Annotated in this window: 17 protein-coding genes, 1 tRNA gene and 1 pseudogene; 3 read left to right on the top strand and 16 right to left on the bottom strand. The window is 62.9% G+C overall.

Features of this window, described 5'->3' with window-relative positions; all coding sequences use genetic code 11:
• Positions 1-64: 64 nt before the first annotated feature.
• From QYH69_RS28500 to QYH69_RS28480, 5 genes are all read right to left on the bottom strand, one after another.
• Complete coding sequence (locus tag QYH69_RS28500) at positions 65-1021, bottom strand: ribose-phosphate pyrophosphokinase (protein ID WP_075155705.1); 957 nt, start codon at positions 1019-1021, stop codon at positions 65-67.
• A gap of 47 nt (positions 1022-1068) precedes the next feature.
• Positions 1069-1145 (bottom strand) — tRNA-Gln (locus QYH69_RS28495).
• Between the two features lie 52 nt (positions 1146-1197).
• Positions 1198-2091: a 4-(cytidine 5'-diphospho)-2-C-methyl-D-erythritol kinase gene (ispE, locus tag QYH69_RS28490; RefSeq protein ID WP_308835051.1), complete on the bottom strand. Its 894-nt coding sequence runs from the start codon at positions 2089-2091 to the stop codon at positions 1198-1200.
• A gap of 56 nt (positions 2092-2147) precedes the next feature.
• Positions 2148-2822 (bottom strand): lipoprotein insertase outer membrane protein LolB, encoded by a 675-nt coding sequence (gene lolB / locus QYH69_RS28485; protein ID WP_308835050.1) that lies wholly within the window; start codon positions 2820-2822, stop codon positions 2148-2150.
• A complete protein-coding gene (locus tag QYH69_RS28480) occupies positions 2822-4684 on the bottom strand; it encodes a tetratricopeptide repeat protein (protein WP_308835049.1) in 1863 nt (620 codons plus the stop codon). The genes lolB and QYH69_RS28480 overlap by 1 nt, the downstream gene beginning before the upstream one ends.
• Before the next feature lie 87 nt (positions 4685-4771).
• Between QYH69_RS28480 and mutM the strand changes: the two genes are divergently transcribed.
• Positions 4772-5602, top strand: coding sequence for a bifunctional DNA-formamidopyrimidine glycosylase/DNA-(apurinic or apyrimidinic site) lyase (mutM, locus tag QYH69_RS28475; RefSeq protein ID WP_308835048.1), 831 nt, complete (start codon positions 4772-4774; stop codon positions 5600-5602).
• 48 nt (positions 5603-5650) lie between these two features.
• Positions 5651-6739, top strand: a complete 1089-nt coding sequence (gene mutY, locus QYH69_RS28470) for an A/G-specific adenine glycosylase (RefSeq protein WP_308835047.1) — start codon at positions 5651-5653, stop codon at positions 6737-6739.
• A 21-nt stretch (positions 6740-6760) separates the two neighbouring features.
• Here the strand turns inward: mutY and QYH69_RS28465 are convergent, their stop codons facing one another.
• The 11 genes and pseudogenes from QYH69_RS28465 to kdsD form a co-directional block, all read right to left on the bottom strand.
• Positions 6761-7396, bottom strand: coding sequence for an LON peptidase substrate-binding domain-containing protein (locus tag QYH69_RS28465; protein ID WP_308835046.1), 636 nt, complete (start codon positions 7394-7396; stop codon positions 6761-6763).
• Between the two features lie 37 nt (positions 7397-7433).
• The gene (gene rapZ / locus QYH69_RS28460) at positions 7434-8327 is read right to left on the bottom strand and encodes an RNase adapter RapZ (RefSeq protein ID WP_075155711.1); all 894 of its coding nucleotides are present in this window, start codon (positions 8325-8327) and stop codon (positions 7434-7436) included.
• An 86-nt stretch (positions 8328-8413) separates the two neighbouring features.
• The gene (gene hprK, locus QYH69_RS28455) at positions 8414-9382 is read right to left on the bottom strand and encodes an HPr(Ser) kinase/phosphatase (protein ID WP_075155712.1); all 969 of its coding nucleotides are present in this window, start codon (positions 9380-9382) and stop codon (positions 8414-8416) included.
• A 220-nt stretch (positions 9383-9602) separates the two neighbouring features.
• The gene (ptsN, locus tag QYH69_RS28450) at positions 9603-10118 is read right to left on the bottom strand and encodes a PTS IIA-like nitrogen regulatory protein PtsN (RefSeq protein WP_075155713.1); all 516 of its coding nucleotides are present in this window, start codon (positions 10116-10118) and stop codon (positions 9603-9605) included.
• A 276-nt stretch (positions 10119-10394) separates the two neighbouring features.
• Positions 10395-10754, bottom strand: a complete 360-nt coding sequence (hpf, locus tag QYH69_RS28445) for a ribosome hibernation-promoting factor, HPF/YfiA family (protein WP_075155714.1) — start codon at positions 10752-10754, stop codon at positions 10395-10397.
• 172 nt (positions 10755-10926) lie between these two features.
• The gene (locus QYH69_RS28440) at positions 10927-12444 is read right to left on the bottom strand and encodes an RNA polymerase factor sigma-54 (protein WP_308835045.1); all 1518 of its coding nucleotides are present in this window, start codon (positions 12442-12444) and stop codon (positions 10927-10929) included.
• Between the two features lie 241 nt (positions 12445-12685).
• The gene (gene lptB, locus QYH69_RS28435) at positions 12686-13468 is read right to left on the bottom strand and encodes an LPS export ABC transporter ATP-binding protein (protein WP_075155716.1); all 783 of its coding nucleotides are present in this window, start codon (positions 13466-13468) and stop codon (positions 12686-12688) included.
• A gap of 95 nt (positions 13469-13563) precedes the next feature.
• A pseudogene (gene lptA, locus QYH69_RS28430) lies at positions 13564-14205 on the bottom strand (lipopolysaccharide transport periplasmic protein LptA); the annotation flags it as partial.
• Between the two features lie 30 nt (positions 14206-14235).
• A complete protein-coding gene (gene lptC, locus QYH69_RS28425; RefSeq protein ID WP_308835044.1) occupies positions 14236-14823 on the bottom strand; it encodes an LPS export ABC transporter periplasmic protein LptC in 588 nt (195 codons plus the stop codon).
• A gap of 13 nt (positions 14824-14836) precedes the next feature.
• Complete coding sequence (locus QYH69_RS28420; RefSeq protein ID WP_308835043.1) at positions 14837-15373, bottom strand: HAD family hydrolase; 537 nt, start codon at positions 15371-15373, stop codon at positions 14837-14839.
• Positions 15373-16356, bottom strand: a complete 984-nt coding sequence (gene kdsD, locus QYH69_RS28415) for an arabinose 5-phosphate isomerase KdsD (protein WP_075155719.1) — start codon at positions 16354-16356, stop codon at positions 15373-15375. Before kdsD ends, QYH69_RS28420 begins: the two co-directional genes overlap by 1 nt.
• Before the next feature lie 136 nt (positions 16357-16492).
• Between kdsD and QYH69_RS28410 the strand changes: the two genes are divergently transcribed.
• Positions 16493-18499, top strand: a complete 2007-nt coding sequence (locus QYH69_RS28410) for a cation:proton antiporter (RefSeq protein WP_308835042.1) — start codon at positions 16493-16495, stop codon at positions 18497-18499.
• Positions 18500-18524 lie beyond the last annotated feature (25 nt).

Below are 18524 nucleotides of genomic sequence, written 5' to 3'. Positions count from 1 at the left end.
CGTTCGTTCACGCCGATTGTGCGAAACGCCGCGTCAAACCATACGGCGGCTTCGCAAATTCAGTTCAGCTTTCTGCAAACAGCGACATCACCGAATCGCCGCGGCGGATGCGCGAGAACGTTTCGGCAAGCAGCCCCGCGCTCGACAGCGAACGGATTTTCGCGCACGAGCGCGCTTCTTCGCTGAGCGGGATGGTATCGGTCACGACGAGTTCGTCGAGCGCCGATGCGGAGATCCGTTCGCCGGCGCCGCCGGACAGCACCGGGTGCGTCGCATACGCGTAGACCTGCTTCGCGCCGCGTTCCTTCAGGACTTGCGCAGCCTTGCACAGCGTGCCGGCCGTATCGACCATGTCGTCCATGATCACGCAGGTACGACCTTCGACTTCACCGATGATGTTCATCACTTCGGCAATGTTCGCCTTCGGACGACGCTTGTCGATGATCGCGAGGTCGCAGTTCAGCTGCTTCGCGAGCGCACGTGCGCGCACGACACCGCCGACGTCCGGCGACACTACGAGCAGGTCCTCGTGATTCTGCTTGCGCAGATCGCCGAGCAGGACGGGCGTGGCGTAGATGTTATCGACAGGGATGTCGAAGAAGCCTTGAATCTGGTCCGCGTGCAGATCCATCGTGATGATCCGCTCGACGCCCGCTATTTCCAGCATGTTCGCGACGACTTTCGCCGAGATCGCGACGCGCGCCGAACGTGGACGCCGATCCTGGCGCGCGTAGCCGAAATACGGAATCGCAGCGGTGATGCGGCCGGCCGAAGCGCGCTTCAACGCATCGACCATGATCATCAGTTCCATCAGATTGTCGTTTGCCGGCGCGCAGGTGGACTGCAGGACAAACACATCCTTGCCTCGCACGTTCTCCTGAATCTCGACCTGGATCTCGCCATCCGAGAAGCGGCTGACCATTGCTTTGCCGAGGGGAATACCGAGAATCTTGACGACTTCCTGTGCAAGCGCCGGATTCGCGTTGCCAGTAAAAACCATCAGGCCGTCATGGCTGCTCATCGTGCACCTGCTTCAGGCTGTGGGAGGCGAGGAACTGCGAGAAATTTTGGCAGGGGAGGAAGGACTCGAACCCTCGCATGCCGGAATCAAAATCCGGTGCCTTAACCAACTTGGCGACTCCCCTACACTAACTTTGAGCGCCGCCGGATGCGTAGGAACACCCGACGTTGCGAAATTCATGACGCGAAGCCAAAGAGTGGATGCGTATCCAGGCTTGCCGTTACTGCGCTGTTCCATCCAGCTGGCAAGGCGGCCTGTGCCGCTTCTGCTTCGCCGATGCTGCGGAATGCTGCAAAAACGCTTGCACCCGACCCGGTCATCCGCGCGGGTGCGATGCTGTTCGATACGCTTTCGAACCACCGCAACACCTGCGCTACCTCCGCGTATTTTCCCACGACAACTTGCTGCATGTCATTCCGGCCAAAACTGTCTGGCCATTCCGATCCGCAGCTTCGCTGTGCAAGAAAGTCCGTAATTGTGATGGGTTCGGAATCCCTTGTCAACGATTTTTCAGAGAATATCGCTGCGGTCGGGACGTGCACTTCCGGCTTCACCACGAGGAAATAACGCGGCGGCAATTGTACCGTCTGAAGCGCCTCGCCGACACCCTCGGCGAACGCATTTTTGCCGAACACGAAGAACGGCACATCGGCACCGAGACGCAGCGCGAGCGCTTGCAGTTCGGTGCGCGGAAGATTCAGGTTCCAGAGCCGGTTCAATGCGAGCAAAGTGGTCGCCGCATCGGAGCTTCCGCCGCCGAGCCCCGCACCCATCGGCAGATGCTTGTCGATTTCGATGTCGACGCCATCGGCGCAACCGGAGTGTTCCTTCAGCAGTTTCGCGGCACGTACGGTCAGGTCGCTTTCGGCGGGGACGTCCGGCACGTCGGTCAAGCGCTCGATGCGGCCGTCGGCGCGCCGCGTGAAATGCAAACGGTCGCCCCAGTCGATCAGCTGGAAGACCGTTTGCAGCAGGTGGTAACCGTCTGGCCGGCGGCCGGTGACGTGCAGGAAAAGATTGAGCTTCGCCGGAGCGAGGCAATCGCGCAGCGAATCGTTCGTGTCGGTCATGAGTCCGGAGTGTGACGCGTGATGTTCGGGGAACGCGTCATTCTATTGCGTAATTTTTATCGGTCCAGCACGAGCTTGATGTTCAGCGGCGGCTGCTCGCGGTCCAGGTCGACACGCTTGACGGCGGTGGCGGGCTTATCCGAGTACGCGACATAGTCGATCGTCCAGCCGTCCTGGTCGATCTGCTTCGGACGCGACGGATCTTCGGGATCGGGCGTCGTTCTCGCTCGCGAAGTCGGCGCAACGGACGGCTGCAGCCAGTAGCGCAAGCCTTCGACCGGCAAGGCAAAACCGAGCGCATTCTGCATTAGCGTCGATACGTTGTCCGCGGTGAGCGGCTGACGGTTCGGCAGTTCGAGCGTAGCCGAAGACGGCGACGACGTCACGATCGCCATGGTCTGCCCGAGCGGATTGCGCAGTTCAACGGTCACGGTGTCGCCGGTCTCGCGCCAGTCGAAGTTGCCATAGGCGTTCTGCTGATGACCGTAGCCGTCCTCGTATTGCACCGCGAAGCGCCCGCGATACTCATGCGCGGTCTGCGCGGTGACGGCCGTCGCCGCGTTGGACGTGGACGGACCTTGCGGCTTCACACTCGCACAACCGGCGAGCGCGAGAACCGCAGCGCTAGCGAAAGCGGGAAGGACGAGCGCCGCGCGACGCGACGCTCGTGTGCTACGCAGTTGACGGAAAAGCCCGATGAACAGTTCGTGAAGAGGTGCGAAAAAAAGCATTAGAGGTCGTTCACCTGAAAGCGTTTGAGCGTCTTGAGAAGGGTGTCGTTATCGGGCTCGAGCTTGCGCGCTTCGCGCCATGCGGCCTTGGCCTGTTCCTGATCGCCGCTCTTCCACAACACTTCGCCGAGATGCGCGCCGATTTCCGCGTTCGGCTGCAGATCGTAAGCCTTGCGCAGAATCTTGATCGCATCCGAGTTGTCGCCGAGGCGATACTTGACCCAGCCGACGCTATCCATGATGAACGCGTCGTTCGGCGCGAGCGCCGAGGCCTTCTCGACGAGCTTGTCCGCTTCCTGCAGACGCTGGTTGCGATCTGCGAGCGAATAGCCGAGCGCGTTGTACGCCTGCGCATTGTCGGGCTGCGTGCGCATGAGCTTGCGCAACTGCGCTTCCATCACCTCGTAGTGGCCGGTCTTTTCGGCGGCCATTGCGTAGTCATACGTCAGATCGGGATCGTCGGGGAAATCGGCCGTTGCCTGCTGCAGCCGCGCTTCGGCTTCCTGATAGCGCTTTGCGTCGAACAGGATCGCCGCGTCCGTGCGTGCGATCAACGCCTGATCGCGTGGGTCCAACACATGGATATTCGCAAGCAGCTTGCGCGCTTCATCGGGCTTGCCCTGCTTCTCGAGCAGTTGCGCGCGCGTGATCTGCGCGGGGATGTATTGCTGGCTCGTCTGCGGAATCTTGTCGAGATAAGTGGCCGCGCCCGCCTCGTCTTTCTGTTCGAGAGCGATCTGCGCGAGGTAAATGTAGGCCTGCCCCGAATCCGCGCCCTGAGTCTTGTCGGCCTGCTGCACATACTGCGTCAGGTAGGTTTTCGCCTCGGGGTAGTTCTTTTGCTGGATCTTGATCAGCGCGAGCGCCATCAACGGCGTGAGGTCGTTCGCGTCGTTCTTGTGCATGAACTCGAACTGCTTTTGCGCATCGTCGAGGCGGTCGCTTGCGAGGTACATTTGCGCGAGCGCGAGACGCGCATCGTGCGACTTCGGATTCTGCTGCACGTATTTTTCGAGCGACGCGATGCCTTCGGCGCGCTCCTCGGGACCCATCTGCGCGAGCGTCAGCGCGGCGGGCAGATAGTCGGGCTTCAGCGCGAGCGCCTGTTCGAGCGATTTGCGCGCGCCCGGCGCATCGTCGGCGAGCAGCTGCTGGCGCGCAATGGCCAGTTGTGCTTCGGGCCGATTCATGTCGTTCTTCAGCAGATCCTGCAGCACATGCAGGCCGCCGATGCGATTCGGACCGCGCGAAATCAGCAACTGCAGCGAGAGAATTCCGGCGCCGCGATTCTCCGGCTTGATCTTCGCGAGCTCGTTCGCGAGTAGCGGTGAGGCTTCATCGGGCTTGCCCGACAGCACGAGCAGCGAAGCGTCGAGCTGGGCCGCGCGCTCGGAGCCTGGCGCGTACTGTTGCCACAACTGCGCGGCCGCGAGCGCATCGGTCGGGCTCTGCGCCGCGAGGGCGATCTCGGTCGCGCGCTGCGCCATGCGCGGGTCGTGCGTGTCGCGCGCGAGCGCGAGGTAGGTCTGATAAGCGGGGGCCGGCTGATTGCGCTGCAACGCGACTTCCGCCGCGAGCACCTGGAATACGATCTGGCTCGAGAGCGGCACGTCCGGAAGATTTTTTTGCTCGTCGGCATCCGGTCCGAACGCATCCTGCACCGAAACCGAATTGTCATCTGTATCGGGTGACGGGTCCTGCGCATGTGCGGGCAACGCGGCGAGCGTCCATGCGGCCAGCGCCGCAGCGGCCATCAGCCGGCGCGCGAAGCCGCCGCGCGGCGCCGGGTTCGCCTCGCCGTAGGGCTCGCGGCCGGCCTCGGCCGAACGCTTCAGAAAGAGCTTTACGAAGGACAGGTTCATGGAAATCCGTTCAATGTTTCGGTCGATTGTAACGCGCTCGCTACAATACGCGCATAACCAACAACGCAAGTTGCAGACCCGTTAGACATGCCAGAGCTTCCAGAAGTCGAAGTCACCCGCCGTGGGATCGAGCCTTATGTGGCCGGGCGCCGCGTCGAACGGGTGGAGGTGCGCACAGCAGCGCTGCGCTGGCCGATTCCGGCTGATCTGCCGCGCATGCTGCGCGGCCGGCTCGTGAAGCATGTCGAGCGACGCGGCAAGTATCTGCTGTTCGAGATCGACGAAGGCTGGTTCATCGTTCACCTCGGCATGACGGGCACGCTGCGCGTGCTGCGCAACGTGCCGCATCCGCCGGCGGCTGCGAAGCACGACCATGTCGACTGGGTGTTCGACGACTTCATCTTGCGCTTTCGCGACCCGCGCCGTTTCGGCGCCGTGCTTTGGCATTCGCGGTCGGACGGCGACGTGCTCGAACACCCGCTGCTCGCCGGCCTCGGCATCGAGCCGTTTGCGCCGGCCTTCACGGGCGCGCTCATGCATCGTAAGACGCGTGGAAGGACCGTATCGGTGAAGCAGGCGCTGCTCGCCGGCGAGATCGTGGTCGGCGTGGGCAACATTTACGCTTCCGAAAGCCTTTTTCGAGCGGGCATCCGGCCGACCACGGCCGCGGGCCGCGTGTCGCTCGTGCGTTACGAACTGCTTGCAGATGCGGTGCGCGCGACGCTTGCCGCCGCGATCGAAAAAGGCGGCAGCACGTTGCGCGACTTCGTCGGCAGCGACGGTGAGAGCGGCTACTTCCAACTCGATTATTTCGTCTATGATCGCGCGGGGCTGCCGTGCCGGGTATGTGAAACGCCGATCAGACAGATCGTGCAGGGGCAGCGTTCCACTTACTATTGTCCGACCTGTCAGCGCTGAATTGTTCAGTGACCGAATGACCCAACGAACCACTGACCCAGTGACCCAATGTCCGTAGCGTCCACGATACCCGTTCTGGCCGATTTCTCTGTGCGCTTGATCGCATGGCAACGCGAGCACGGCCGTCACGACTTGCCGTGGCAGAACACACGCGACGCATATCGCATCTGGCTATCCGAAATCATGCTGCAGCAAACGCAGGTGTCGACGGTGATCCGGTACTACGCGAAGTTTCTTGCCCGCTTTCCCGATGTCGCGTCGCTCGCCGCCGCGCCGTCGGACGATGTGATGGCGCTATGGGCCGGGCTCGGCTACTACTCGCGCGCGCGCAATCTGCATCGTTGCGCGCAGGTGGTCGTCGAGCATCACGGCGGCGTGTTTCCGGACTCGGTCGAAGCGCTTGCAGAATTGCCCGGCATCGGCCGCTCGACCGCGGCGGCGATCGCGTCGTTCGCGTTCGGCGCGCGCGCGACGATTCTCGACGGCAACGTCAAGCGTGTGCTTGCGCGCGTGTTCGGCGTCGAAGGCTTTCCCGGCGAGAAGCGCGTCGAAAACGCGATGTGGCTGCTGGCGGAATCGCTGCTGCCGCCGGATGCGACGAACGACGAGGTCAGCGCCTATACGCAAGGCCTGATGGACCTCGGCGCGACGCTGTGCGTGCGCGGCAAACCCGATTGCATGCGTTGCCCGTTCGCGGCGGACTGCGTGGCGAACGTCACGGGCAGGCAGCGCGAACTGCCGGCCGCGCGCCCCAAAAAGGCCGTGCCGACGCGTCGCACGTGGATGCTCGTGCTGCGCGACGGCGATGCGGTCATGCTCGAAAAGCGTCCCCCGTCCGGTATCTGGGGCGGTCTGTGGAGTTTGCCGGAAGCCGCCGACGAAGCGGCGCTCGCGGCGCGCGCACGATCGTATGGCGCAAGCGCGACGGTCTCGCCGCTTGCGTCGCTCACGCATACGTTCACGCATTTTCGGCTCGATATCGAGCCGCGTGTCGTCGAGTTGAATCGCGTGGCGGGGGCGCAAGTGGCGCTCGCCGATGGCGAAACGGCGTGGGTCGCGCTTTCGGATATCGACGCGTATGGCGTGCCCGCACCCGTGCGCAAGCTGCTCGTCGGATTGCACGGCTCGCTGCTGTAGCGGAAAGGAGCGGCAGAGGCGTTACAGCAACTGATGCTGCTGCATATAGTGATGCACGATGTCGATGCGCGCCCCTGCATCGAGCAGCTCCATCAGCTTTTGCCGCGCGCGCAGCGCTACGGGCAGCACTTCCGACAAGCGGTTCGACACCCACGACGGGTCGTCGAAACGGAACGGTTCGAGAAACGGCAGGCTTTCCGGATCGCGCTCGCGAATAGTCGCGATAATCCGCTCGAGCACCTCGGCGCACGCACCGAACTTCTCGACATGCGTCGAATCTTCGAGCGGCACATCGTCGCCGAGCGGATCGGCCATGCCGACCAGCAAACCGCTCGGTTCGACGCGGTGCGACAGCAGCCTGAAGCGTTCCGTCCCGCGTGCGCGAATCAGCAGCATGCCGAATTCGTCGACGTCGCATTGATCGATCTCGGCGAGACAGCCGACCGGTTCGGGCACCGACGGCTCGTCCGGCTTGGCCACCTCGCCGCCGCTTTTCAGCAGACACACGCCGAACGGCGACTTGTCGCGCAGGCAACCTCGCACCATGTCGAGATAGCGCGCTTCGAAGATCTTGAGGGGCAACAGCCCACCGGGAAACAGCACTGTGTGCAGCGGGAAAAGCGGCACATCGGCATACACAGGCGATGTAGAGGACATGGCGCAACGCTTCGGTTAAGGCCGCGCACGCGGCCGGCTAAGCCACCAGCTTCGACGATTGGTCGACGTCGATCGGTGCGTCCCGATGCCGCACGATGACGTTTGCTTGACCCTTGAGACGCGCAGCAAGCGTCTCTGCAATGAACACCGAGCGGTGCTGGCCGCCCGTGCAGCCGATAGCAACGGTCAGATAGCTGCGGTTGTCGTCGCGAAAGTGCGGCAGCCATTTGACGAGAAACGCCTCGATGTCGTCGATCATGTGATGCACGACCGGCAACGCGTCGAGAAAATCGATGACGGGTTGATCGAGGCCGGTCAGCGGCCGCAATAGATGATCGTAATACGGGTTCGGCAGCGTGCGTACATCGAAAACGAAATCGGCGTCGAGCGGCACGCCGCGCTTGAAGCCGAACGATTCGAACATCAGCGCGAGGCCGCCGTGCTCCTGTTCGATGAAACGTTTGACCCACGCGCGAAGCGTATTCGCACGCAGATTGCTCGTGTCGATCTGGTGCCCGAATTCGGCGAGGCCCGCGACCAGTTCGCGTTCGCGCTCGATCGCTTCGGCAAGCGACGTCAGCAGGCCGACGTCGGCGTCGTGCGAGGTCGATCCGGACAGCGGGTGGCGGCGGCGGGTTTCCGAAAAGCGCTGGATCAGAGACTGCGTGCTCGCATTGAGAAACAGCACGCGCACGTCATGCTCGCGCGACAGGTCGCGGATCATCTCGGGCATTTCGTCGAGCGACGAACTCGAACGGGCGTCGATCGCCACGGCGAGGCGGTCGTAGCCGTCGGCGGCGAGATAGGTGGCCAGTTCGGGCAGGAAACGCGGGGGCAGGTTGTCGACGCAGTAATAGCCTGCGTCTTCGAGCGCGTTCAACGCAACAGACTTGCCGGAGCCGGAGATGCCGGTGATCAGGACGATGCGCATGGGGTCGAGTGGTCGGTTCGTTTCATCATAGCATCAGGTCTTTGCGCCGGCCCCCGTCACCCGCCACCTGTTACTTCAATTGAGCATCAGATGAGCTTGCCCGGGAACTGGCTGTCGGGATCCTGCATCGCCAGACGCTGGCGGTCCATGAAATCGCGCAGCGTATCGATGCCGCGCAGCTGCAGGATCGTATTGCGTACCGCGGCCTCGACGAGCACTGCGAGGTTGCGGCCGGCCGCAACCTGGATGGTTACCTTGCTGATCGGCAAGCCGAGCACGTCGACGGTCTGGCTTTCGAGCGGCAGGCGCTGGAATTCGCCGTCCGGACGGCGCACGAGCTGAACGATGAGCTTGAGCTTCATCTTGCGGCGCACCGCGGTCTCGCCGAAGATCGTCTTGATGTCGAGCAGGCCCAGGCCGCGCACTTCGAGCAGGTTCTGCAGCAGCGGCGGGCAGCGCCCTTCGACGAAGTCCGGGCCTAGGCGGACGAAATCGACGGCGTCGTCGGCCACGAGGCCGTGGCCGCGGCTGATCAGTTCGAGGCCGAGCTCGCTTTTGCCGAGGCCCGAGTCGCCGGTAAGCAGCACGCCCATGCCGAGGATGTCGAGAAACACGCCGTGCAGCGTTGCGCGCGGCGCGAGGATGCGCGACATGTAGAGCCGCAGGCTGTCGATTACCGCAGCCGGCGACATCGGCGTGGTGAAGAGCGGCGTCGACGAGCGCGTGCAGCGCAGCACCAGTTCCGGCGGCGCGGCGACCCCGCCCGCCACCACGAGGAACGGCGGCTCGAGCGCGATCAGCTCGGCCATATGGCGCGAGCGGTCTTCGTCGGACTGCCGCTGGTAGTAGTTCGTTTCGGCTTCGCCGAGCACCTGAATACGGTTCGGGTGGATCAGGTTCAAGTGGCCGACGAGGTCCGCACTGGACGTTGCAGTTGCAACCGTTTCTGCCGAGAAGCCGCGTTCCCAGCCTTCATGCCCGGTCAGCCAGCTCAATTTCAGCGTGGCGGCGTTGTCGTCGAAAATGCTTTGGGCGTTGATGCTGGACGTATCCATGTGTCCATGACTCCGGTGTGCGCCGCTTGCGTGCTACTCGCAGCGGCGCGTGCGCCGTGGGTTTGGCCGGCGCGGGCCATAACGGTTTCAGGCTGCGGCTCCATGACGGTCGCGGCGGCGCCGGCTGGCGACCGTCCGCCGCGCTCGCGCGTCGCCCGATCGTTGCTCGACCCCTGGTCGCGCATTGTGCCGCTTTACCCGTAACTGTCAACGGTATCCGTTAAGGTTGCCACTGAGTCAGCAGGCGATGCAACGCTTCGCGATTTTCTTCCGTGTGCAGACGCTCGCGTGTCTCGCGGTCGGAGAGCAACTGGGCGATTTCGGACAGAATTTCGAGGTGCTGCTGGGTGGCCTGTTCCGGGACCAGCAGGAAGATCAGCAGCGACACCGGCTGGCCATCGGGAGACTCGAACGGAATCGGTTCCGCGAGGCGCACGAACGCCGCGAGCGGCTGCTTCAGGCCTTTTATCCGGCCATGCGGGATCGCGACGCCTTCGCCGAGCCCGGTCGAGCCGAGGCGTTCGCGTGCGAAAAGATTGTCGGTGACGGTACTGCGGGCAATGCCGTTCTGGTTCTCGAAGATCAGGCCCGCCTGCTCGAATACACGCTTCTTGCTGGTAACGGAAAGGCCGACGACGACGTTCTCGAGCGGAAGATATTTGGCTAAACGATTCATGTTGGCAGGCGCGTTGATCGCCTGGGTTCTCCTCGCTGTGGCGTTTGAATAGCGTTCCATGCTCGGCAGATGCTGCGGCGATACGCAGTGGAGTCCCACAGTATGAGCCTTCAGTTGACCCCGTAAGGCGGGACTCGGGCTGGTTGACCCCGAAAGTAACCAAAACATTATAGAACAGCGGTGCTTAAGATGGTGCGCCGCGCCATGGCCGCCGGATTCGCCTCCGGCGCACGCGAACCGCGCATTTCGTCGAAAAACCGCAAGCACGCACCCGCAGCTTTCGCTAAACGAAAAACCGCCCTGAATAGGGCGGTTTCGCATTAGGGATCCGCAGCGCTATTGCGGCGGCACTTCCGCCTGGGATGGCACCGGTTGATACTTGATCGCTTCGTGCTGGTGGCCCTGCAATCGATCCTTGTGACGAATGACTTGCCTGTCCAGCTTGTCGATCATCAGGTCGATAGCCGCGTACAGATCGCTATCGCAGCTCTCGACAAAAATATCCTTGCCCTTCAGATGCAGGTTGATTTCAACCTTTTGTCTCTTTTCCTTTTCCTTGTGATTGTCGACCGAGAGGACCACACTGCCGTCGATCACCTGATCGAAATGTCTTAGCACTCTATCCAGTTTGGTGATCACGTATTCTCGCAATGCTGGTGTGACTTCGAGATGGTGTCCACTGATCTTCAGATTCATAGTGCTTCTCCAAGCGAATGGCCGCCAGGATCCGCGTGAATGACGTCAGCACCGGTCGATCTGCGGGCCTGCCCGTGCCGTCCCCCGGAAACAGCGTAGCAGCTCGTATCGGCCGGCCTGCTCCGCCAACAAGCGGTGCGGCCGGAAAATGCCCGCCACGGGAGGCAGCGAGCTATAGAGACTTGCGCAGATTGACTGCCGGGATCTTCAGCGCTTCGCGGTACTTCGCTACGGTGCGCCGTGCGACCACGAAACCTTGTTCGGCCAGCAGTTCGGCAATGCGGCTGTCTGAAAGAGGAGATTTGGTGTCTTCTGCTCCTATCAGTTGCTTGATGAGGGCGCGAATGGCCGTGGAAGAGGCCGCGCCCCCAGTGTCGGTCGATACGTGCGATCCGAAGAAGTACTTAAATTCAAGCGTCCCGAAAGGGGTGAGCATGTACTTCCCGGTTGTCACACGCGAGACCGTCGACTCGTGTAGACCCAGCGTATCAGCAATTTCCCGCAAAACCAAGGGGCGCATGGCAATTTCACCATGGGCAAAAAAATTCTTCTGACGCTCGACAATGGCCTGCGCGACGCGCAGTATCGTTTCGAATCTTTGCTGGATATTCTTGATGAGCCAGCGTGCTTCCTGTAGTTGTTGACGCAGCGATCCACTGCCCGGATCGCCACGATTGTTGCGCAGAATGTTCGCGTACAGATGGTTGATGCGCAGCTTCGGCACCACTTCGGGATTGAGTTCGGCGAGCCACCCCTGTGCTGTTTTGCGCACCATGATGTCCGGCACCACGTAGTCCGCTTCGGCCTTGCCGTAAGCGGCGCCGGGGAACGGCTCGAGCGAGCGGATCAGCGTATGCGCGTCGCGTAGGTCGTCATCGCTTGCTTTCAGGTGTTTGCGCAGGCGCGTGAAGTCGCGCGCGGCAAGCAGTTCCAGATGGTGAGCGACTATTTCGAGTGCAAGCGTGCGCGTGGGCGATGGCTCGAGACGGCACAGTTGCAGCTTCAGACACTCCGACGCCGAGCGTGCACCGACACCCGCCGGGTCGAAGCTTTGCAGCAGCGCAAGTGCAGCATTCAGTTCGTCGAGATCGACTTCGAGTTCTTCGGGAAGGTCCGCGAGCACTTCTTCGAGCGTCGCGGTCAGGTAACCGTCGTCGTCGAGCGATTCGATCAGGAACGTGATGAGCGCGCGATCGCGCGGGCTGGCCTGCGTAACACGCAATTGCGCGGTCAGATGATCGCGCAGCATGGTCGCGGATTCGTGGATTTGCAGCGGCGGCAGGTCGTCGTCGTCGGACGCGTTGCCTGAGCGGCCGTAATCGTCGAGATTCCACTGGTTTGCATCGGCATTGCTGTCCGACGCGAGACCGTTATATTCGTCGACGCCTTGCGGCTCGCTGCTCTCCGAGCTTTCGCCAGACGTGGAAGTGCTGGTGGACGATGGCGCGCTTGCCATCGGCTCGGGCGCGCTCGCGTTCGGCACCTGCGCGATGACCGAGCCGTCGGCCGCGACGCGCAGCGGGCTGGCGATCCAGTCGTCTTCGGTTTCGAGCAACGGATTCTGCGCGATCGCCATCGACACCTCCTGCTGCAGCTCAAGCGTAGACAACTGCAGCAGCCGGATGGACTGCTGCAATTGGGGTGTCAGCGCAAGATGCTGTGACAGGCGAAGTTGGAGGCTAGCTTTCATGGCGATGTGTGAATCATTTTAGAGAGTTTGCCACGACCGCGAAACCTCGCAACAGCGCATAAATGCGGGTTACGGAGATTTTTCGCTGCGCAGGGACACGACCAGGTGCAATGGACCGAAGCCATTGAGCCCATGTCGTCAAAATTACTGGAACGGCAGCCGTCCTGCGCGCGGACGGTGCAAGCTCGCGCGTGCACGCAGACATTTGCAGGGAGGCCCTGCGTCTGCGACGCGCGCGGCGTTACATGCGGAAGTGCTCGCCCAGATAGACGCGGCGAACGCTCTCGTTTTCAATAATGTCGCCGGGCGCGCCCGCGGCAAGCACGCTGCCGTCGCTGATGATGTACGCGTGATCGCAAATGCCGAGCGTCTCGCGCACGTTGTGGTCCGTGATCAACACGCCGATATTGCGTTGCTTCAGGAACTTCACGATCTTCTGGATTTCGAGGACCGCGATCGGGTCGACGCCCGCGAACGGTTCGTCGAGCAGAATGAAACTCGGATTCGTCGCCAGCGCACGCGCGATTTCGACGCGCCGACGCTCGCCGCCCGACAACGACAGCGCCGGGTTTTCGCGCAGGTGAGCAATCTGCAATTCGTCGAGCAACGCTTCGGTGCGTTGCGCGATCGCGTCTTTCGACAGCCGTCTGCCGTCTTCCCCGTATTGCAACTCGAGCACCGCGCGAATGTTCTGTTCGACGGACAGTTTGCGGAACACGGACGCTTCCTGAGGCAGATACGAAAGTCCGAGCGATGCGCGCTTGTGAATCGGCAGCAGGCTGATCGAGTTGCCGTCCAGATCGATTTCACCCGCGTCGAGCGGCACGAGGCCGACGATCATATAGAACGACGTGGTCTTGCCGGCACCGTTCGGGCCGAGCAGGCCGACCACTTCGCCGCTCTTCACATCGAGCGAGACGTCCTTGACGACCGTGCGCGAGCCGTAGCGCTTCTTCAGGTTGCGCACGACGAGCGAACTGCTGGTGCCTGCCGGCTTGCGATTGGGGAGGGCAGGTGCGCTCACGGTTTCGTCGTTCCTTGTCCTTGACTTTCGGTGGCCGACGGGGCGGTCGACCGCTCGGACGTCGAAGTTGCGTCCGGCGTCGGGTTCGCGTTCTGGCCTTGAAACCGCGTGGCGGGCTGCAGCGTCGTGGACGGGCCGGTAGCCGGCTGCGCGCCGCCGTTGCGCGGCGCGAGCATCGCGCGCACGCGGCCGTTCGGGTTGCCCGGGCCCGCGACGTCGGGCCCCGCTTTCGCGGTATAGAAATCGTTCTGGCCGTCGTAAGTGATGACGCTGCCGTGCACTTCATCCATCACCGTCGACAAACCTTGCAGGCGGCGCACGGTTGCGCGCGTGGTCAGCGTGGTGAGGTCCTTCTTGCCGTCATAGTCGATGCGCTCGGCATCCCCGTCGATGTATTCGTCGACGCCGTCGCGCTTCTGCCGGAAATACGCGTGGTTCTTGCCGGTCGACGTGCCCGTTGCGTACTGGTAGCCCTGCGGATCCTGCGTCACTTCGACGCGATCGGCCTTGATCACGATCGTGCCCTTCGTCGCCACCACGTGGCCGGTGAAGATGTTGATCTGCTTCAGGTCGTCGTACGTCATATTGTCCGCTTCGATATTGAGCGGCTTGTCCTTGTCGGCGCGTTCCGCATGCGCGAACGGCGCGAAGGCCGCGAGCGGCAGCGCGACGAGCAGGGCGGCCAGCAGCGTGAGCTGCGGGCGGCTGAAGTTGAAACGGGGGAACGATTCGCTCATGCAGTCACGTCTGGATATGAAACGCCCGGGTTACTTGGTGTCCGATGCGGCGATCGCGCCGCGCACGTTGCCGAACAGCTTCATGACCCGGGTCACGTTGTTGTAATTCATGCCTTCTTGGGCCGTCATGACCGAAAGGCCGCGACGAAGTTTAACCGGCTTTTCTGTTTCGATGACATCGTCGTTCACCAGTACCCGAAAATGCTGCGAATCCGCCTGCATCTCCGGATCGCCATAACCGGCCGCACGGATGATGTGCGCGTTGTCGTACAGATTGACGACCGACGCGTCGCTATTGACGGTGCCCCGGTCGCCGGTCGCGGTAACGATCGGCTTGCCGGGCTGGAACGCGCGGATAGCCGGCTTCGTCAGGTCGCTGTCTTCGGTGTCTTCGTAGTGAATCAGCTTTTGCGCGGTGAGACGATATTGCGTCGAACCGGACTGATCGAGTTCCGATACCGAGAAACTGTCGGCGAAGTAATCGGGCGTATGCGTCTTCGGGCGGACCACGTCTTCGTTTTCGCGCGGCTTCGTCGCTTGCAAAAGCCAATACGTGACGCCGGCGAGCAGGGCCATGGCGACGACCGGAAGCAGTGAAGTCCAGCGAAACCTGTTCATTCGCGTGTTCCGGTTACATTCCGCACGCGGCGCGCAGCAGATCGTCGTAGCGATTCTGCGCGCGCAGCAGCGTATCGCACACTTCGCGCACCGCGCCGTGGCCGCCGCGCGCTTCGCTAACCCAATGCGCGCGTGCGATGACTTCTGGATGCGAGTTCGCCGGCGCCGCGGCGAAGCCGACCTTCAGCATCACGGCGAGATCGGGCCAGTCGTCGCCCATGTAACCGCAATTCTCCGCTTTCATGCCGGTCGCCTTCAGCAGGTCGGCGAATGCGACGCGCTTGTCCTCGACGCCCTGGTACACATGCGTGATCTTCAGATTCTTCGCGCGCTCGACGACGATGCCCGACTGGCGCCCCGTGATGATCGCCGTTTCGATGCCCGCTTCGCGCAACAGCTTGGCGCCGTGGCCGTCCATCGAATTGAACGACTTCATATAGTCGCCTTCCGCGGTGAACATGAGGCCGCCGTCGGTCAGCACGCCGTCGACGTCGAAAATCATCAGCTTGACGCGGCTTGCGCGCTCGGTAGCGGTCAGGGTGGTTGCCATCAAATCACCTTCTTCGAAAACAGATCGTGCATGTTGAGTGCGCCGACGAGCCGTCCGGCTTCGTCGACGACGAGCAATTGATTGATGCGGTGGCGCTCCATCAGTTCCACGGCTTCGACTGCAAGGCGGTCCGGACCGATCGTGCGCGGATGCGGCGTCATCACCGAGCCGATCGGCAGATTGCGGAAGTCGCCGTCGCGTTCGAGCACGCGGCGCAGATCGCCATCGGTGAAAATGCCCTTGACGCGCGCTTCGTCGTCGATGATCGCGGTCATGCCCATGCGCTTTGCCGTCAGCTGGAACAGCGCGTCGCGCACGGTCTCGTCGGGCTTCACGCTCGGCAGCTGGTCGCCGGTGCGCATCACGTCGTGCACGTAGGTGAGCAATCGACGTCCGAGCGCGCCGCCCGGATGCGAGCGCGCGAAGTCGTCGGGACCGAAGCCGCGCTCTTCGAGCACGGCGACGGCGAGCGCGTCGCCGAGCGCCAGCGCAGCGGTCGTGCTGGCCGTCGGCGCAAGATTCATCGGGCAGGCTTCTTTCGATACGCCGGAATTCAGATGCACGTCCGCAATCTTCGCGAGGCTCGAATCGGGACGGCCCGTCATCGCGATCAGCTTCGAACCGAGGCGTTTGATCAGCGGCAGAATCGCAAGCAGCTCTTCGGATTCGCCGGAATTCGACATCGCGATAAACACGTCGTCGGCCGTGATCATGCCGAGATCGCCATGGCTCGCTTCGGCCGGATGCACGAAGAACGCAGGCGTGCCGGTACTGGCGAAGGTCGCGGCAAGCTTGCGTGCGATATGGCCTGATTTGCCTATGCCGGACACGACCACGCGTCCGCGGCAGCTGAGAATGAAGTCGATCGCTTCGACAAAGCCGTCGTCGAGCTGATCGCGAAGCGCGCGCACGGCGTCCGCCTCGATGTCGAGCACGTCGCGAGCCAAGGCTAACGCCCGGTCGCCATTGATTTTCGCTATCATTCGCGAAGTATAACAAAGGCGTATGTTCGCCGCGCCGGACGGAAGTCGTCCGGATGTTGCCTTCACGGGCCTCTGAACCTTGCTGCGCGGGGCTTTGCGCGCAGCGTTCTCTGACGAACCAGGACGCTCATCGCCGATGATTTCCCCGCTTGAAATGACGCTCTTCCTGCTGCTTGCTTCAGTCGTGGGCGTCGTCGTGTTCCGGTATCTGAATCTTCCGCCGATGCTCGGATATCTGACCGTGGGGATTCTCGTCGGGCCGCACGCGTTCGGCATCGTGCCGGACTCGAAGGGCGCGCAGAATCTGGCCGAGTTCGGTGTCGTGTTCCTGATGTTCTCGATCGGCCTCGAGTTTTCGCTCGCGAAGCTGCGCTCGATGCGCAAGCTCGTATTCGGCCTCGGTCTGCTGCAGGTGCTCGGCACGATTGCGGCTGCGATCGTGCTCGGCTTCGCGGTCGAGCGTTGGGTGCATCTGTCGTGGCAGGGCTGCATCGCGCTCGGCGGCGCGCTGGCGATGTCGTCGACCGCGATCGCCAGCAAGATGCTCGCGGAGCGGCTCGAGATCGAGACCGAGCACGGCCGCAATATCTTCGGTGTGCTGCTGTTCCAGGATCTTGCCGTGGTGCCGCTGCTGATCGTGATCGCTGCGCTCGCCGGCGGCGATACGCACGATGTGATGGCGGCGCTCGGTCTCGCGTTCGTGAAGATCGTCATCGCGCTCGCGCTGCTGCTCGTGATCGGGCAGCGCTTCATGACGCGCTGGTTCAACGTCGTCGCGCGGCGGCGCTCGCAGGAACTGTTCGTGCTGAACCTGCTGCTCGTCACGCTCGGCGCCGCGTTCGTCACCGACAGGTTCGGCCTGTCGCTCGCGCTCGGCGCGTTTATCGCCGGCATGCTGATCGCCGAAACGCCGTACCGGCATCAGGTCGAGGAAGACATCAAGCCGTTTCGCGACGTGCTGCTCGGTCTCTTCTTCGTGACGACCGGCATGCTGCTCGATCCGCTCGTGATCTGGCAGCACCCGCTTATCGTGCTCGGCTTTCTGCTCGGGCCGATTCTGCTGAAGGCCGTGATGGTCACGGCGCTCGCGCGGCTGTTCGGCGCGACGCCGGGCGTGGCGATGCGCACCGGCATCGGCCTCGCGCAGGCAGGCGAGTTCGGCTTCGTGCTGCTGAATCTGATTCTCGACAAGCACCTTGTCGATGCGACGCTGCTGCAGGCAATCCTCGCGGGCATGCTGCTGTCGATGCTCGCGGCGCCGTTCCTGATCCAGAACGCGGACCGGATCGTGCTGCGCCTGTCGTCAACGGAGTGGATGCAGCAGTCGCTGCAAATGACGCGCATCGCAACGCAAAGCCTGAAGCAGAGCGGGCATGTGATCATTTGCGGTTACGGCCGCTCGGGGCAGAACCTAGCGCGGATGCTCGAGCACGAAGGGCTCTCGTATGTCGCGCTCGACCTTGACCCGGATCGCGTCGCGGCCGCGGCGGCGGCCGGCGAGCAGGTCGTATTCGGCGATGCCGGCCGCCGCGAATCGCTGCTTGCCGCGGGTATCCACCGCGCGCGAACGGTGGCGATCACCTACGCGAACACGCCGTCGGCACTACGCGTGCTGCACAACATCCACGAACTCGAACCGACGCTGCCGGTCATCGTTCGCACCGTCGACGACAGCGATCTCGAACGGCTGCTCGCCGCGGGCGCAACCGAAGTGATTCCGGAGATCGTCGAAGGCAGCCTGATGCTCGCCTCGCATACGCTCGTCGTGATGGGCGTGCCGATGCGGCGCGTGCTGCGGCGGGTCGAGGAATTGCGCGACGAGCGCTACAGTCTGTTGCGCGGCTACTTCCACGGCGCCGACGACGTCGACGATGACGACGGCCACGAACAGGTGCGGCTACAATCGGTGCCGGTCGACGAAAAGGCCGATGCGGTGGGACGCACGCTTGCCGAGCTAGGTTTGTTCGAACTGGGTCTCGAAGTGACGGCGATTCGCCGGCACGGCATTCGCGGCGTCGAGCCGGACCCGTTGACGAAGCTGCGCGCAAGCGACATCGTCGTGCTGCGCGGTTTGCCCGAAGCGCTCGCCGAAGCGGAAGAGCGGCTGTCGAAACATCGGCGGGCGGGTGCGGCGACGGCCTGAATCCCACTCCATGTGCCCGCGGCCC

The organism is Paraburkholderia sp. SARCC-3016, assembly GCF_031119615.1.
In the GTDB taxonomy this organism is placed as follows: domain Bacteria; phylum Pseudomonadota; class Gammaproteobacteria; order Burkholderiales; family Burkholderiaceae; genus Paraburkholderia.
The sequence above is the reverse complement of the archived record's forward strand: the minus strand, read 5'-3'. Positions and strand labels throughout refer to the sequence as shown.

What these genes read in the sequence shown, in the direction of transcription:
- QYH69_RS28500 (WP_075155705.1), bottom strand. Translation starts at nt 1,021, where the DNA reads ATGAGCAGCCATGACGGCCTGATGGTTTTTACTGGCAACGCGAATCCG.
- ispE (WP_308835051.1), bottom strand. Translation starts at nt 2,091, where the DNA reads ATGACCGACACGAACGATTCGCTGCGCGATTGCCTCGCTCCGGCGAAG.
- lolB (WP_308835050.1), bottom strand. Translation starts at nt 2,822, where the DNA reads ATGCTTTTTTTCGCACCTCTTCACGAACTGTTCATCGGGCTTTTCCGT.
- QYH69_RS28480 (WP_308835049.1), bottom strand. Translation starts at nt 4,684, where the DNA reads ATGAACCTGTCCTTCGTAAAGCTCTTTCTGAAGCGTTCGGCCGAGGCC.
- mutM (WP_308835048.1), top strand. Translation starts at nt 4,772, where the DNA reads ATGCCAGAGCTTCCAGAAGTCGAAGTCACCCGCCGTGGGATCGAGCCT.
- mutY (WP_308835047.1), top strand. Translation starts at nt 5,651, where the DNA reads ATGTCCGTAGCGTCCACGATACCCGTTCTGGCCGATTTCTCTGTGCGC.
- QYH69_RS28465 (WP_308835046.1), bottom strand. Translation starts at nt 7,396, where the DNA reads ATGTCCTCTACATCGCCTGTGTATGCCGATGTGCCGCTTTTCCCGCTG.
- rapZ (WP_075155711.1), bottom strand. Translation starts at nt 8,327, where the DNA reads ATGCGCATCGTCCTGATCACCGGCATCTCCGGCTCCGGCAAGTCTGTT.
- hprK (WP_075155712.1), bottom strand. Translation starts at nt 9,382, where the DNA reads ATGGATACGTCCAGCATCAACGCCCAAAGCATTTTCGACGACAACGCC.
- ptsN (WP_075155713.1), bottom strand. Translation starts at nt 10,118, where the DNA reads ATGGAACGCTATTCAAACGCCACAGCGAGGAGAACCCAGGCGATCAAC.
- hpf (WP_075155714.1), bottom strand. Translation starts at nt 10,754, where the DNA reads ATGAATCTGAAGATCAGTGGACACCATCTCGAAGTCACACCAGCATTG.
- QYH69_RS28440 (WP_308835045.1), bottom strand. Translation starts at nt 12,444, where the DNA reads ATGAAAGCTAGCCTCCAACTTCGCCTGTCACAGCATCTTGCGCTGACA.
- lptC (WP_308835044.1), bottom strand. Translation starts at nt 14,823, where the DNA reads ATGAACAGGTTTCGCTGGACTTCACTGCTTCCGGTCGTCGCCATGGCC.
- QYH69_RS28420 (WP_308835043.1), bottom strand. Translation starts at nt 15,373, where the DNA reads ATGGCAACCACCCTGACCGCTACCGAGCGCGCAAGCCGCGTCAAGCTG.
- kdsD (WP_075155719.1), bottom strand. Translation starts at nt 16,356, where the DNA reads ATGATAGCGAAAATCAATGGCGACCGGGCGTTAGCCTTGGCTCGCGAC.
- QYH69_RS28410 (WP_308835042.1), top strand. Translation starts at nt 16,493, where the DNA reads ATGATTTCCCCGCTTGAAATGACGCTCTTCCTGCTGCTTGCTTCAGTC.